This window comes from Acidovorax sp. M2(2025), assembly GCF_049330835.1.
Classification (GTDB): Bacteria; Pseudomonadota; Gammaproteobacteria; order Burkholderiales; family Burkholderiaceae_C; genus Acidovorax.
This window is the reverse complement of sequence record NZ_CP186262.1, coordinates 3771048-3785679: the sequence shown is the minus strand read 5'-3', so window position 1 is coordinate 3785679 and position 14632 is coordinate 3771048. Positions and strand designations below refer to the sequence as shown.

Genomic DNA, 14632 nt, shown 5'->3' with positions numbered 1-14632 from the left:
TGGTGGGCTTTCTACAATGGCGCATGTTCCCACAAGACCCGTTTGCGGGTGCGCCGGAGACCCCGGTGCCCCCAGCCGCAGCATCGGCGGCCGCATCGCCCCTGCTGGCCAACCTCAACCCTGAACAGCTCGCGGCGGTCACGCTGCCGTCCGGCCATGCGCTGATCCTGGCCGGCGCGGGCTCGGGCAAGACCCGGGTGCTCACCACGCGCATTGCCTGGCTGCTGCAAAACGGCTATGCCACGCCCGGCGGCATCCTGGCCGTGACCTTTACCAACAAGGCCGCCAAGGAGATGGTGGCGCGCCTGACGGCCATGCTGCCGGTGAACGTGCGCGGCATGTGGATCGGCACCTTCCACGGCCTGTGCAACCGCCTCTTGCGCGCGCACCACAAGGCCGCGGGGCTGCCGCAGGCGTTCCAGATCCTGGACACGCAAGACCAGCTCTCGGCCATCAAGCGGCTGTGCAAGCAGTTCAATGTGGACGAGGAGCGCTTTCCGCCCAAGCAGCTGGCGTACTTCATTGCCGGCTGCAAGGAAGAGGGTATGCGCCCCGGCGACGTGCCCGGGCACGACGCCGACAGCCGCAAGAAGATCGAGATCTACCAGCTCTACGAAGAGCAATGCCAGCGCGAGGGCGTGGTTGATTTTGGCGAGCTGATGCTGCGCAGCTACGAGCTGCTGCGCGACAACGATCCCATCCGCGAGCACTACCAGCGGCGCTTCCGGCACATCCTGGTGGACGAGTTTCAGGACACCAACCGCCTGCAGTACCTGTGGCTCAAGCAGATGGCCGGCGACGAGGTAGCGGGCCACCTGCAGACGCACGGCTGCGTGATGGCGGTGGGCGACGACGACCAGAGCATCTACGCCTTTCGCGGCGCGCGCGTGGGCAACATGGCCGACTTCGTGCGCGAGTTCGACGTGCAGCACCAGATCAAGCTGGAGCAGAACTACCGCAGTTACAGCAACATCCTCGACTCCGCCAACCACCTCATCAGCCACAACAGCCGCCGCCTGGGCAAGAACCTGCGCACCACGCAGGGTGCAGGCGAGCCCGTGCGCGTGTACGAGGCCACCACCGACCTGGCCGAGGCGCAGTGGATGGTGGACGAGATCAAGCAGCTGGTGAGGAGCGACGGCTTTGAGCGCAAGGAGATCGCGGTGCTCTACCGCAGCAACGCGCAAAGCCGGGTGATTGAATCGGCACTGTTCAATGCCAGCGTGCCCTACCGGGTGTACGGCGGCCTGCGGTTTTTCGAGCGCGCCGAAATCAAGCACGCGCTGGCCTACCTGCGCCTGCTGGAGAACCCGAACGACGACACGAGCTTTTTGCGCGTGGTCAACTTCCCGCCGCGCGGCATCGGGGCGCGCAGCATTGAAGTGCTGCAGGACGCCGCCCGCGCCGCAGGCTGCTCGCTGCACGACGCCGTGAGCGCCGTTCCGGGCAAGGCCGGTACCAACTTCAAGGCCTTCGTGGCCATGATCGACGTGCTGCGCGAGCAGACCGAGGGCCTGACGCTGCGCGGCATCATCGAGCAGATGCTCGAATCCAGCGGCCTGGTGGAGCACTTCCGCACCGAGAAGGAAGGCGCGGACCGCATCGAGAACCTGGAAGAACTGGTCAACGCTGCCGAAAGCTTCGTCACGCAGGAAGGCTTTGGCCGCGACGCCGTGGCCCTGCCGCTGGACGAGCACGGCCAACCGCTGGGCCAGAGCGCCGTCAGCCAGGGGCTGGACCCGAATGCGCCGCTGCTGGACGAGCCGCTCAAGCCCGCGGGCGCGGCGGGCATCATCGACGCCGACACGGGCGAAACCCTCTCGCCGCTGGTGGCCTTCCTCACCCACGCGGCGCTGGAGGCCGGCGACAACCAGGCCCAGGCCGGGCAGGACGCCGTGCAGCTCATGACCGTGCACGCCAGCAAGGGGCTGGAGTTCGACGCCGTGTTCATCGGCGGCATGGAAGAGGGCCTGTTCCCGCACGACAATTCCTCCAGCGACCGCGACGGGCTGGAGGAAGAGCGCCGCCTGATGTACGTCGCCATCACCCGTGCCCGCAAGCGCCTGTACCTGAGCCATTCGCAAACGCGCATGCTCCACGGCCAGACGCGCTACAACATCAAGAGCCGCTTCTTTGACGAGCTGCCCGAGGGCGCGCTCAAGTGGATCACGCCCAAGCAGCAGGGGTTTGGCTCATTTGCTCCTCAATCAGGAGCTGCCAGCGCTTATGGGGCGAGCGCTAGAGGCCAATTTGGCTTCAAAACCGAAACCTTTGCCAGCCCGCCCGTGCCTGTACAAAAGGCTGCGCCATCGCACGGCTTGCGCGCCGGGATAGCGGTGTTCCACACCAAGTTCGGCGAAGGCAAGGTGCTGGCCATCGAGGGCACGGGCGACGATGCCCGTGCCCAGGTGAATTTTCCGCGCCACGGCACCAAGTGGCTGGCGCTGTCGGTGGCCAAGCTGACGGTGGTGGACTGACGCGGCGCGAGGCATTGCGCAGAAGCGCTGCGAGATAGTAAACACGCTCTTAGGCCGGCAGGCACTGCACCGTGGTGTCCGGCAACGCCAGCTTTTCGGCGAAGAGCCCGTTGCGCTCGGGCGAGATCAGTGCGCCCAGGCCCTGCATCACCGTGACCTCGGCCCCGGGCTGCCGGTCGCGGTAGCACTTGCCCAGCAGATCCAGGGTCTGGACCAGTGCCTGGGCCTGCGGAGGTGAAGTTTTCTCCAGCGACTGGGCGTGCTGGCGCAGCCAGCCTTCGTACGCCTCCAGGCTGGCCTGTGGCAGCTTGGCCCGCTCCGCCTCGGGGATCATGCCGGCGAACAGGCCTTGCAGGCTCTGTGTGCCCGGTTGCCCCATCACCAGCACCGCGTCGTAGCGCGCCTCGTAGGCCCCCTGACGGTAGATGACCTGGTGGACCTGGTAGCGCAGCCGGCCCTTGTCTCCGCCCAGCGTGCGCACCAGTTCGCGGGCCGCCGCACTGTGCGGGTCTGCGGCGAACTGCGCCTCCAGCGCCGCCGAGATCTGCGCATCCGAGGGGAAGGACGGCGCCGCCTGGGGATTGCAGGCCGCCAGGCCCGCGCCGGCCGCCAAATACAAAAAGCCACGCAAGATAATAAATTTCATATTGATGACAACGCTGGGGAAAATACAGCGGAATTATCAATGTCTGAATGTTCCTCCAGGTATCAGAGGGATTTGAAGTGTGAAAACTTGTGTTGATTTCGGCCGTCTTCCGGCGGGCGGCCGGCCGGCTGCGCGTGTGGGAATGTTTCCTGCCGCAGAGTCGTTGCTTGTCCTACAAGGCGCCCAACGCCGGCTTTGCCCAAGGGATGGTGCCGGGCGGCGGCTGTGGATAAGTCAGGCCAGCAGGCCCATTTGCGCAGTCTACATTTGTTAACGGTCGCGTTGCAGGCCCCCTCCAAGAATTCGCCCGCAGGCCGCACAAGGCTGCCCGTCGATTAATTTCAACCCTTGGAAGGATTATTGAAATGCGTACCTTTGCCATTACCGCCGCCGCTGCCCTGGCCCTGTCCTGCGGCGCTGCATTTGCCCAGAGCGGCAACGTCACCATCCCCGGCCTGCTGTCTGGCAAGGGCTCCGCGGGCTCGGAAGTCACCAACAGCAAGATCTCCGTGACCGGCAACAAGGCCACCAATGTCATCGCGGGCGGCGGCAAGGCCGGCATCAAGGTGGCCGAGGTGTCCATGGAAGGGGTGGCCAACGTCAACAGCATCAACATCACGGGTTCCAAGATCCGCAACTCGGAAATCACCGTCAGCGGCAACGAAGCCACCGACATCAAGGCCATTGGCGGCACCGCCAACGTCAACAGCGTCAACATCAACTGACACCGCGCCGCGCGGTGGGGGCCGGCGGGTGCCGGCCAGCCGCCGCCGGCCGTTGCCCTGGCGCAACGCCACGGCAACCAACACGACCACCACCACAACAACAAGGGGCTCTGAGTGTCCACACCGCGCAAGACGCACCGGCGAGAAGCTGCCGCCGCGCTAGGGTTGCTGGGATTTTCCCTGGCGCTGGCCTGCGGGCGTGCTGGCGCGCAGGAATCCATGCTGGCCGGCCTGGGGTGGCACAAGAACAGCGCCGGCACGCAGGTGGACGCCAACAGCCAGATCCAGGTGCTGGACAACCGGTCTACCGGGCCGGTGGTCTCCACCGGCGGCAAGGGCTCGGCCCTGGCCAACGCCGGGATGCGCGTGGACCTGGCCGGAACCGCGCAGGCCAACGGCGTGGGCCTGGCCGCCATGGACGTGCGGCAGTCCCAGGTGCAGGTGCTGGGCAACCGGGTGACGGGCTTCATCCATGCGCTGGGCGGCGCCGCCACGGCCAACATGGTGCTGGCCGCCAGCGCGGAAGGCACCAAGCAGCTCACCGCCAGCCGGCTGCTGGTGCAGGGCAACCGCGCCGCAGAGGTGGCCGCCTTCGGCGCCAAGACCGAGGTGCTGCTGGGCACTGGCTCCCTGCAGATGCCGGGGCGCGCCAGCGCCAACAGCGTGCTGCTGGACGCCACGGACGTGAGCAACTCCGAGCTGGCCGTGGTGGGCAATGACGCACGGCGCGTCACCTCCATCGGCGGCTCGGCGCTGGCCAATGCCCTCACGGCAGCCCGGTCCACGCTGGTGGACACACGAATCTTGCAGACCGCCAACCGCGCCGAGGATGTGCGCGCCGGCGGGGGCGGCGGCGGGGTGGGGCGCGGCACCATCGCGCAGGTCAACCTGACCGGCGTGGCCGCGGCCAACGCTGTCATGCTGGCCTCCAGCCAGTTGCGGGGGGCACAGCTGGTGCTGTCCCGCAACGAGGCCACCCAGGTCATCGCCACGGGCGGCAGCGCCCTGGCCAACAGCATCAGCCTGACCGACCACCAGCTGGGCGGCTCTGCCGGCTACCAGGCGGGCGTGACCGGCAACACCGCGCGCAACGTGCAGGCCTGGGGCGGCGAAGGTTCCATCCTGGGCGGTGCGCTGGCCGACGTGCGCCTGGCCGCCACCGCGCTGGCCAACACCATTTCGGTCACCCGCGGCGAACTGGCCGAGAGGCCGGTGCACCAGCTCGCGGCCAACGAGGCCCGCGATGTGGTGGCGACCGGCGGCGGCGCGGCGGGCAACAGCCTGTGGCTGGACAACGCCACCGTGCGCGGCGGCAGCGTGCTGCTGGTGGGCAACACTGCCGACAAGGTGCGCACGGCCGGGGGCAGCGGCAGCATCGGCGGTGGGGCCGTGGGCGCGCTGGAGCGCAACGGCCGTGCGCTCGCCAACACCGTGGTGGCCGACCACCAGTCCACGCTGGAGCGCGCCGCCATCACCGTCACAGGCAATCGGGGCGCGTCGGTGACCGGCGCGGGCGGGCTGGCGGCGGCCAACAGCGTGATGGTGACGGAGGGGCGCGTGCAGAACACGGCCGTCACGCTGGCGGGCAACCGCGCCGACAGCGTGCAGTCCACCGGCTACGCGGCGCAGGCGGGCGGCGGGCTGCTGTTCTCGGCCAGCCAGCAGTCGGCCGCGCTGGCCAACACGCTGTCGGTCAGGGGCTCGCAGCTGGATGCGGCCACGCTGACGGTGGCCGGCAACACGGCGTCGCGCCTGTCTGCACGGGGCGGCGCGCTGCAGGCCAACAGCATCGCGATCGAGAACGGCGCGGGCGCGCCCTCGCGGCTGTCGGCCGACGGTGCGTTGAGCGGCAACACCGCCAGCGACATGAGTACCACCGCCGATTCCGTGTCCGGCACCGGGGGGTTGGCCAGCCGCGAAAGCCGCGCACGCGCAGCCGCCAACGCGCTGGTGCTGCACGATGGCGCGCAGGTGGATGCGTCGTCGCCGTGGCTGGTGGCCGGCAATTCCGCACGTGGCGTGCACGCCACCGGCGGCACGGCGCTGGTCAATGCGCTGGCGGCCTACCGCAGCGCCGCCGTGCAGGGCACCCCGGTCGTCATCGCGGGCAACACCGGCCAGGACATCCGCGCCGCGGGCAGCGGTGCGCAGGCGCTGGGGGTGGGCAGCAAATCCAACGGCGTACTGGCGGCCAACGGCCTCTACATGGATGGATCGGGCGCAACGGCGCTGGCCCAAAGCAGCCTGCTGGTGGCGGGCAACACCGCCCGGCAACTGAACGCCGACGGCGGCCGCATCAATGCCAATGCGCTGTCGCTCAATGTTCAGGGCCGGGTGCAGGGCAGCAGCATCACCGTGGCCGCCAACACGGCCGCCGACGTGCGCAGCGAGGGCCGCGAAGGCACCGTGGCCGGCTTTGCAGCGTTCGGCAAGGGCATCGGCCAGGCCAATGCCAATGCCGTGCAGGTGCTGGGCGAGATGCGCGCCGCCAGCCTGCAGCTCATCGCCAACCAGGCGGGGCGCGTGGTGGCCACCGAGGGGCTGGCCGCCGCCAACAGCTTCTCGCAGGGCGCAGGTGGCCGGGTGGAAGGGGTCCAGGCCCTGGTGGCGGCCAACACGGCCGTGTCCACGCAGGCCGAGCAGGGCAGCACGGCCCTGGCCAACAGCGTGCAGGCCGACGGCACGCTGCAGGGCAGCACGGTGCAGGTGATGGCCAACCAGGGCAGCGCCCGCGCGGCCGCCCGCGACGGGCTGGCCAACAGCGTGCGGGCGCAAAGCCGTGGCCGCATCGCAGGCTCCAATGTCACGGTGACGGCCAACCAGGGCTCGGGCCAGGAGGGCGTGGCGAACAGCGTGGACGTGGCGGGCACGCTGCAGGGCGGCAGCATCACCATTCTGGGCAATCAGGGCTCGGCACGCGACGGCGGCGCCATCAACAGCGTGGCGGGCAGCGGCCGCATCACGGGCAGCCAGATCACCGTCATCGGCAACGCGGGGTCGGCCAGCGGCGGCCTAGCCAACAGCGTGCGCGCGGACGGCAGCATCACCGCGTCCAGCATCACCATCCTGGGCAACCAGGCGAGCGCGCAGGGCAGCGGCAGCAAGGTCAACAGCGTTACGGGCGCGGGCTCCATGAAGGGCAGCCAGGTCCTGATCGCGGGCAACACCGGCCGCGCCAGCGGGGGCGGCCTGGTCAACGGCCTGCACAACCGGGGGAGCATGAGCGGGGCGCAGGTGGTCATCACGGGCAACCAGGGCGATGCCACTGGCGGCGGCACGGTGAACAGCGTGGACAACCGCGGCCAGTTGTCGGGCCGCGTGATCATCGCGGGCAACCGGGGCAGCACCACGCTGGGCGGCACGGTCAACTCGCTGGTGAACCGCGGCGTGGTCACGGGCACCGTGGTGATTGCGGGCAACCAGGGCCGCGCCGCCGTGGGTGGCGTGTCCAACTCGGTCATCAACCAGGGCCTCATCACCGGCGTGGTCACCGTCGTGGGCAACAACACCGCGGCGGGCGTGGGCATGACCTCGGGCAGTGTGCGCAACCTGGGCGGGGCCATTACCGGCGCGGTGGGCGTGGCGGGCAACGCGGCGTTTGCGGCCAACCCGGGCTACACCTACACCCTCCCGTCCATGGGAGTGGTGAACCAGTCGGTCACGGTGCTGCCGGCGTTCAACGTTCTGAACATGTAGCCGCAGGCCGTTGCGGTGTGAAGACGGCCTTGGCGTTTCCCATTTGAAATGGACGAAGGAGTGGTGATGACAACACGAAACCCCGATCTCCCAGCGCGCGCACGGCGGGCGCTGGGCCTGTGCTGCGGTGCAGGGGCACTGGCCCTGCTGGGCACCGGCGCGCAGGCGCAGCTGGTGAACTACGGCGAGCAGCTTGGCGCCTACAAGGACATGGCCAGCAGCGGCGTGCGGCTCAATGACGGCGTGTACCCGTCGGTGAGTGCCAAGGCCCGCGTGAACCGGGCCATCTCGCAGAACACGCTGGTGGACCAGAGCGCGCTGGTGCAGCCCGACGGCACCCTCAAGCTGCCCGAAGGGCAAAAGAACATCGTGATCCGCTCCACCTATTCCGACGTGCAGCGGGGCGCGGACGGCACGCTGCGCATTGCGAGCCCCGTCATCCAGGGCAATGTCACCGGCAACGTGACGCTGTATGTCGAAGGCAAGGGGGTGGAAAACATCACTGTCTTCAATTCAGGCCGCTGACGCACCGCAGCCCAGGCCGAGGGCCTCGGCCGCAAGGTCCCGAGAGAGCGGGGCCGTGGATACCCACTACACCAAGAAGACCACCATGATCCAAAGAACCCTGCGATGGAGCGCCCTGGCGCTGGCCGTCGCTGCCCTGGCCGGATGCGCCTCCACCGAAAACGCGCTCAAGGACGCCAAGACCCTGATGGAAGAGCGCGAGGCCGACAAGCTGCTGCCCGTGACCAACCTCAGCCCCTATGCGCTGGCCCTCGGCCGCTTCGGGCGCATGCTGGACATCTACAAGGAAGGCGACCCCGTCATCTATCTGCAGACCCGCAGCATCCTGGACGCCACCAACCTCTCCAGTCCCCTGGTGGGGGCCGAGATCCCGGGCGACATCACGGAAATGGTGCGCACCGCCGTGAACCGCATTGGCGCCCGCGTGGTGTATGTGCCCTACCACCCGGACTACCTGGTGTCCCAGGCCCAGCTGGGGGCCAAGTTCGGGGTGACCATGCCCGACTTCCTCATCACCGGCGCGCTCACGGAATTCGACCGCGCCATCGCGGGGGCGGGGCGGGTGAACTCCGCGGGCATCGAGTTCGGCAAGGGGGACGGCAAGGTTACGCTGGGCGGGGACGTCAAGCGCACGGCCATCTACTCCGCACTGGCGCTGGACCTCAACCTGGTGAGCTTTTCCACCCAGCAGATGGTGCCGCAGATCCAGGCCTCCAACGTGGTGAAGGTGCTCAACTTCAGCTCCGAGGACAACGCCAGCCTGGGCTTTTACGGCGATGCCTTCGGCTTCAAGCTGGAGGGCAAATACCTGCAGGGCCGCCACTCGGCCATCCGCACCCTGGTGGACCTGAGCGTGCTGGAGCTGGTGGGCAAGGCCACCAACACCCCGTATTGGCGCTGCATTCCCAATGGCAAGCCCGACCCGGTGGTGGTCGAGAACATGCGCGCCGCCTACAACGCGCTGTCGCCCGAACTCAAGCTCGGCCTGATCCAGGTGACCCTGCGCAAGTACGGCGAGCCCGTGCAGGTCACGCAGAAGTACGACGCCGAAACCCAGCAGGCCCTGGAAAAGGTGTATGCCGAGCGGTACGCCGCGCTGGGGCCGGTGGACGTGATGACCTGGCAGGGCTTTGAGCCCCTGTTCTTTGGCGTGCCCATGGCCTGGGAGACGGCGGCCACGGCGCCCACGGCCGGCGCCGCCGCGCCCGCGGCTGCTGCGAAGGCGGGCACATGATGCCGGGCATGCGCAGCACCCCGTTGCGGCCCGCGTTGCGGGGGCTGGTGTGTGGGATTGTGTGTGGAGCGGGCTTGGTCGGGCCGGTTCTGGCGCAACAAGCCCCTGCGCAGGCCGTGCCGCCTGCCGGGGCGCAGGCCCCCGCCCAGCCGGCCACGCCCCCCGCTGCCGCCACGGCGGGGGCGCGGTTTCTGGAGGCCTGCAACGAGGCGCTGGAGCGCGGCGTGGCCGAGCTCGGGTGTCAGGGGCCGATCTACCGCAACGAGCTGGAGCGCCTGCAGCGCGAAGCCCTGGCCACGCAGAACCCCCAGCTGCTCTCGTTTGTGGGTGATGCCTACCGCAACCCGCGCGCCGGCATCGGCGACATGGGGCAGGCCTACCGCTGGTACCTGCTGGCGGCCGTGCGCGGCGACCCCCGGGCCATGCAGCGCCTGGCCGAGATGAACCGCAAAGGCCAGGGCGTGCCCCGCGACAACGTGAAGGCGCTGGGCTATGCGCGGCTGCTGGAGCGCCTGGCGCAGCCTGATACCGGCACCCAGCGCAACGTGCTGTCCCTCATCAACGAGCTGGGTGCCGAGATGGCCGTAGAAGAGGTCGCGCTGGCCGAGCGGTTTGCGTCCGAACTGGAGGCCCGCATCCAGCGCCAGGCCACGGCGGACGCCAGCGGCAGGCCGGTGGACGCGCCGCCGGCCCCGGCCGGCGCGGTGCGGCCGGGCTCGGGGCTTCCCGGCATGTCGGCCGTGCCGCGCTCGCTGCCGGTGCCGGCGGCCGCCGCGCCCCAGCCCGGCAGCACACTGCCCGGAACCCCTGGCAAGGCGCCGCCTTGACGGCCGGGAATGCAAAGAAGGTGACCGCCATGGAATGCTGCCCTCCCGCCCCCCAACGTCCGGTGCGTCCGGCGCGCCCGCAGGCGCCCGCCCGGGCATGGCTGCTGGCGCTGCTGTTGCCCTGCGCCGCAACGGCGGGACCCGTGGGGCCGCAGGGGCCCATTGGCCCCACCGGGCCGCTGGGCCCCGCCGCCGCCAACCGGCCCGTGGTGCCGCAGCGCAGCACGGCCCCCGCCCCTGCGGCACCCGCGTCTTCGGTGCAGCCAGCGGCTGCGGCCGGGGCGGGCAACCGCATCGAGGTGTCGGGCAACACCGCATCGGGCACCCGCTGCGCGGGCGAGGGCCACGCCTCCGTCAACAGTGTCGACGTGTCCGGCGCGCGCCTGGAAGGCCGCACGGTCATCGTCCAGGGCCGCAATGCCAACCAGGTGCGCACCGAGGACTGTCCGCAGGCGCCGGCGCGTCCGCGGCAGGAGCAGACCAACAGCATCCGCATCCGCTGAGCCGCGCAGTGCAGTGAAGCGCTTTTCTACCGAACCCATGACCTACCCAGCACCCGACCCCCGTTCCTTCCCACCCGCTCCCTGGCCGCGCGCGGCCGCCGCCGCGATGGCTGCCGCTGCCCTGCTGCTGGCCGCGTGCAAGGAGCCGGCCGCGCCGCAGCCCAAGGTGTCTGCCGCCGCAGAGCCCGCCCCGGCGGCCGTGGCCGCGCCACCCAGCGCCGCGCCCTCCACAGCGGCTCCTGCCGCGCAGGCCGCGCCCCCTGCGGCGGCCGCCCCGCGCAAGCAGACCCTGGCCATCCAGGGAGTGGCTCCGGCCGGCGTCACGGTGCGCGTGAAGGCCGTGGAAATGGGGGCCGACGCCACGGTGCTCGACGTGAGCATCTCGTTTGCCAACCGCATCACCGACACCACCATGCTGGCGCTGGCAGACACCTACCTGCAGGACGAAAGCGGCGCCCGCCTGCACATCAAGCGGCCCGACAACAACCGCGACATCACCGTCCGCGAGGGCGAAACCCTGGACGGGCAGCTGGTGTTCCTGGGGGCGGTGGCGCCCTCGGCCCGCAAGCTCAAGCTGGTGTTCAACGACGGCAATCAGGGCGACAACATCGTGGCGCCGGGGCTGGTCATCGACCTGCCGCTGCAGGGCGGCTGATGCGCGCCGGATGGAGGGCCGCGGGCATGCGCGGGCTGGGCGCCCTGGTTCCCGCGGGAATGGCGGCGGTGCTGGCCCTGGCTGCTGCGCCGGCGCGGGCATGGGAGGTGGTGCGCAGCCAGCGTGCGCTGGCCGATGTGCCGACGCGGCTGGCGCCTGCTTCCGAGGCGCCCGCCACGGTGCTGCGCCCGCAGCAGCCCGCGGGTGCGCTGGCGGCCCGCACGCAGGAGTCCACCTTGCAGCGCAGTGCCGGGCCGCAGACGGTGTTGCGCGAGGCCGAGGTCCCGCGCGAGCGCCTGGCGCAGACGCGCGCGCTGTGGGCCGAGCTCAAGGCGCACCCCACGCCGGAGCAGGCCATTTCCATTGACCTGCCGGCCGATGTGCTGTTCGACTTCGACAAGGCGGACCTGCGGCCGGACGCGGCCCCGTCGCTGGACAAGGCGGCCGAACTCATCAAGAGCTACGCGGCGGCGCCCCTGACTGTGCGCGGCCATACCGATGGCAAGGGCACCGACGCGTACAACGACAGCCTGTCGCTGCGCCGTGCCGGGACGGTCTCGGCCGCGTTGCAGCAGCGCACCGGCCGCCCCGCGCGGGTGGAGGGGCTGGGCAAGCGCGAGCCCGTGGCGCCCAACACCACGCCGGACGGCCGCGACGACCCGCAGGGGCGCCAGCTCAACCGGCGGGTGCAGATCCTCATCGGCGTGCCCGGCACGCAGCCCAAGGAAGGCAGGTAGAGCAGCATGGCCCTGGTGCGTTGCCCGGAATGCGGGCGTGAAGTGTCATCGCATGCGCCGGCCTGCCCCGGCTGCGGCTACCCGCTGCAGGCCCGGGGCGCCCCCGCGCCCGAGCCCCAGGGCGCGCTGCAGTCGCAGCATGTGTGGGGCCGCGTCGCCATGGTGCTGGGCGCCTGGCTGGTCACGCCCTGGATCGCCCGGCTCATCGTGGCGCTGGCGGTGTGCGTGCTGGCGTACTTCATGTTCACCGGCGGACGCTGACGCTCGCGGCGAGCGGCGCTTTGTCCGCGCTTGCGGTGGCGGGCGTGGTGCAAAAAAACGGGACCCAGGGGCCCCGTTCCTGTGGCCGGCCGCAGAATGTGCCGGCAGGTGCGGTGGTGCTGCCGCCGCTCAGCGCTGGCGCAGCGCGGGCTGCTTGGCGGTACCGGTGAGGTAGCCCACGCCAGCACCCGCCTTGTTCTTGTAGTTGGCGTTGATGAGGGGATCCAGCGTGCCCTTCACCACGCTGTGGATGCCGCCCCAGTCGCCGGGGTGCTGGAAGTTGCTCATGATGTAGGTCCAGCCGTTGATCTCGTCCACGGCGTGCAGGCCGGTGGATTCGCCGCCCGCGGGGATCGACATGAGGCGCGACAGCTCCTTGGTGTCCACGTTGTAGGCCCACAGGAAGTTGTTCACGTGCTGGCCACTGTCCTCGCCGATGAACAGGGTGCGCATCTTTTCCGAGAACTTGAGGTTGTCGGGGTTGCAGATCTTGTTGGGGTTGCCGGTGTTGCCCAGGGCGTCGGCAGCAATGTCCTCGCCTGCCAGCAGCGCCTTGGTGTCCACGGGCATCCACTCGCTGTTGATGGCGCCGCCGGCGGTGTCCTTCTGGCCGCCGCGCAGGTTCAGGGCCATCACCACGCCCGCCTTCAGGGTCTTGGGGATGGAGATGCCATTGCCCGGCACGTTGGCGGCGTCGCCGGCCACCATCGATTTTTCGCAGTTCTGCAGGGCCGAGTACGCGATCTTGTCCTTGGCGTTGACGGTGGTGCCTTCCATCTTGGTGAAGCCCAGGCTCGCGCCCTTGAAGGCTGCGTAGCGGTGGGTTTCGAGGAAGGCCGCGGCCTTTTCCATGCCCGGGTTGATCTTGATCCACTCGGTCTTGCCGTTGGCCACGATCTTGGTGTAGCTGGCGTCGCCAGGGTCCTTGCTGGCCACGCTCATGATGTCGGCGGGCTTGAGCGTGTTGGCCAGCTGCTCGATTTCGGCGCTGGTGGCCGAGCCCAGCTTGATCCAGGTGAGGGGCGCGCCGCTGGCGGCTGCGGGTTCGATGGAGAAGCCGGCGCCCACCTTGGCGGCGTACAGCGTGCCCGAAGACAGGTCCTTTTCCTTGTCGGCCACGAACACGAAGTACGCGCTGTTGGTGGCGTCGTCACCCATCAGCGCGGTGCGCTGGTCGGGCATCACCTGCACCAGCTCGTGCGAGATGCGGCCCATGCAGAAGTGCTTCTTGATGGACGCGGTGCCGTCGGGGTTCACCGTCACTTCGGGCATGTGGCCGTAGTGGTAGGGGTTGGCCTTGGTCTCGTCGCCAAACAGGTTCTTGCTGTAGGCCTTGAGCTGGGCGTTGCCGCTGTTGAAGGCGTCGGGCTCGTACTCTTCGCTGGACAGGTGCGTGCCCCAGGGCGACAGGCTGGCGCCGCAGGTGATCCACAGGCCGTGCACCTTGGAGGTGTCCACGTTGTGGTACTTCACCAGGCCGAGCTTGCCCGTGTTGGGGTCCTGGTCCAGCGTGAGCACGGCGATGGGGGAGGGAAGCTTGCCGTACATGTCGCTCTTGCCGTCTTGTGCCCAGGTGGTGTATTCAAACTGCACCACCGCGAACACGGGGTTGCCCTTGACGCCGTCCACCTTGGCGTTGGGCACGGTGAGCAGCGAGGTGCCGTCGGGCGAGTCCGAGAAGAACTGGCGTTCCGCGCCGGGCACGGAGGTGTCGATGATGGGCTTGTTGTTGATGTCGTAGTAGCCGCCGGCCAGCACCTTGCCGCCCTTGCCGTCCGGCACCAGGTCGCCGGTGATGAAGAAGGGCTGATAGGCCAGGGCATACGACTGCGTGCTGCCGTCGCTGAGCTTCACGTTCAGCGAGGAACCCACCGCGGTGGTGGCCATGGCGGCGGCGTTGGCCAGCGTGGGGGCGGCCATCGACGTGAACGATGCGGACGCAAAAGTCGCCTCATCGCTGCCGCCGCCGCACCCGGTGGCCAGCAGCGAAGCGGCCGCCGAGGTACCGATGGGCAGCATGGGAATGCCGGCCAGAAGTTGCAGGGCCTTGCGGCGGGTAGGCGTGGTCGTGTGGGACATGGTGGATCGTTGTGGATAGAGGAGAACAAAGAGGCAGGGACCGCCGCGCAGGCCGGGGCCGGAGCAAGCGGGCTGTCCGGCTGCGGATGCTAAGAACGCTGTGTGACAGTGGCGTGAATGCCGGCAGGCACCCGCCACGCCGGCGGTCGGCGCCCATGCCCGGGCGCACCCTTGCAGGCGCACCGGCACGCTGGCCGCACGCAGTCCGTGTGCGGCCTCGCGGGGCTTGGTCTCGCTACTGGGGCGGTCGCGGCGCGGCGGTGCCGC

Annotated in this window: 12 protein-coding genes; 10 read left to right on the top strand and 2 right to left on the bottom strand. The window is 69.5% G+C overall.

Annotated features, from left to right (window positions below; all coding sequences use genetic code 11):
• The first annotated feature begins 23 nt into the window (after window positions 1–23).
• Window positions 24–2477, top strand: coding sequence for a UvrD-helicase domain-containing protein (locus tag ACOYR3_RS17430; RefSeq protein ID WP_422843580.1), 2454 nt, complete (start codon window positions 24–26; stop codon window positions 2475–2477).
• A 49-nt stretch (window positions 2478–2526) separates the two neighbouring features.
• Here ACOYR3_RS17430 and ACOYR3_RS17425 read toward each other — a convergent pair whose 3' ends face one another.
• Window positions 2527–3123, bottom strand: coding sequence for a hypothetical protein (locus ACOYR3_RS17425; protein ID WP_422843579.1), 597 nt, complete (start codon window positions 3121–3123; stop codon window positions 2527–2529).
• 365 nt (window positions 3124–3488) lie between these two features.
• Between ACOYR3_RS17425 and ACOYR3_RS17420 the strand changes: the two genes are divergently transcribed.
• From ACOYR3_RS17420 to ACOYR3_RS17380, 9 genes are all read left to right on the top strand, one after another.
• Entirely contained in the window at window positions 3489–3848 is a 360-nt protein-coding gene (locus ACOYR3_RS17420; protein WP_422843578.1) for a hypothetical protein, read from the top strand.
• 114 nt (window positions 3849–3962) lie between these two features.
• On the top strand, window positions 3963–7544 hold the full coding sequence (locus tag ACOYR3_RS17415) for a beta strand repeat-containing protein (protein WP_422843577.1): 3582 nt from the start codon (window positions 3963–3965) through the stop codon (window positions 7542–7544).
• 66 nt (window positions 7545–7610) lie between these two features.
• Entirely contained in the window at window positions 7611–8069 is a 459-nt protein-coding gene (locus ACOYR3_RS17410) for a hypothetical protein (protein WP_422843576.1), read from the top strand.
• A gap of 85 nt (window positions 8070–8154) precedes the next feature.
• Window positions 8155–9303, top strand: coding sequence for a hypothetical protein (locus ACOYR3_RS17405; protein WP_422843575.1), 1149 nt, complete (start codon window positions 8155–8157; stop codon window positions 9301–9303).
• A gap of 74 nt (window positions 9304–9377) precedes the next feature.
• Window positions 9378–10130 (top strand): sel1 repeat family protein, encoded by a 753-nt coding sequence (locus tag ACOYR3_RS17400; protein ID WP_422843574.1) that lies wholly within the window; start codon window positions 9378–9380, stop codon window positions 10128–10130.
• A gap of 29 nt (window positions 10131–10159) precedes the next feature.
• Complete coding sequence (locus ACOYR3_RS17395; protein WP_422843573.1) at window positions 10160–10633, top strand: hypothetical protein; 474 nt, start codon at window positions 10160–10162, stop codon at window positions 10631–10633.
• Between the two features lie 37 nt (window positions 10634–10670).
• Complete coding sequence (locus tag ACOYR3_RS17390) at window positions 10671–11288, top strand: hypothetical protein (RefSeq protein WP_422843572.1); 618 nt, start codon at window positions 10671–10673, stop codon at window positions 11286–11288.
• Window positions 11288–12025, top strand: coding sequence for an OmpA family protein (locus ACOYR3_RS17385; RefSeq protein WP_422843571.1), 738 nt, complete (start codon window positions 11288–11290; stop codon window positions 12023–12025). Before ACOYR3_RS17390 ends, ACOYR3_RS17385 begins: the two co-directional genes overlap by 1 nt.
• A 6-nt stretch (window positions 12026–12031) precedes the next feature.
• A complete protein-coding gene (locus tag ACOYR3_RS17380) occupies window positions 12032–12286 on the top strand; it encodes a zinc ribbon domain-containing protein (RefSeq protein ID WP_422843570.1) in 255 nt (84 codons plus the stop codon).
• A 129-nt stretch (window positions 12287–12415) separates the two neighbouring features.
• Here ACOYR3_RS17380 and ACOYR3_RS17375 read toward each other — a convergent pair whose 3' ends face one another.
• Entirely contained in the window at window positions 12416–14365 is a 1950-nt protein-coding gene (locus ACOYR3_RS17375) for a PhoX family protein (protein WP_422843569.1), read from the bottom strand.
• Between the last annotated feature and the right edge of the window lie 267 nt (window positions 14366–14632).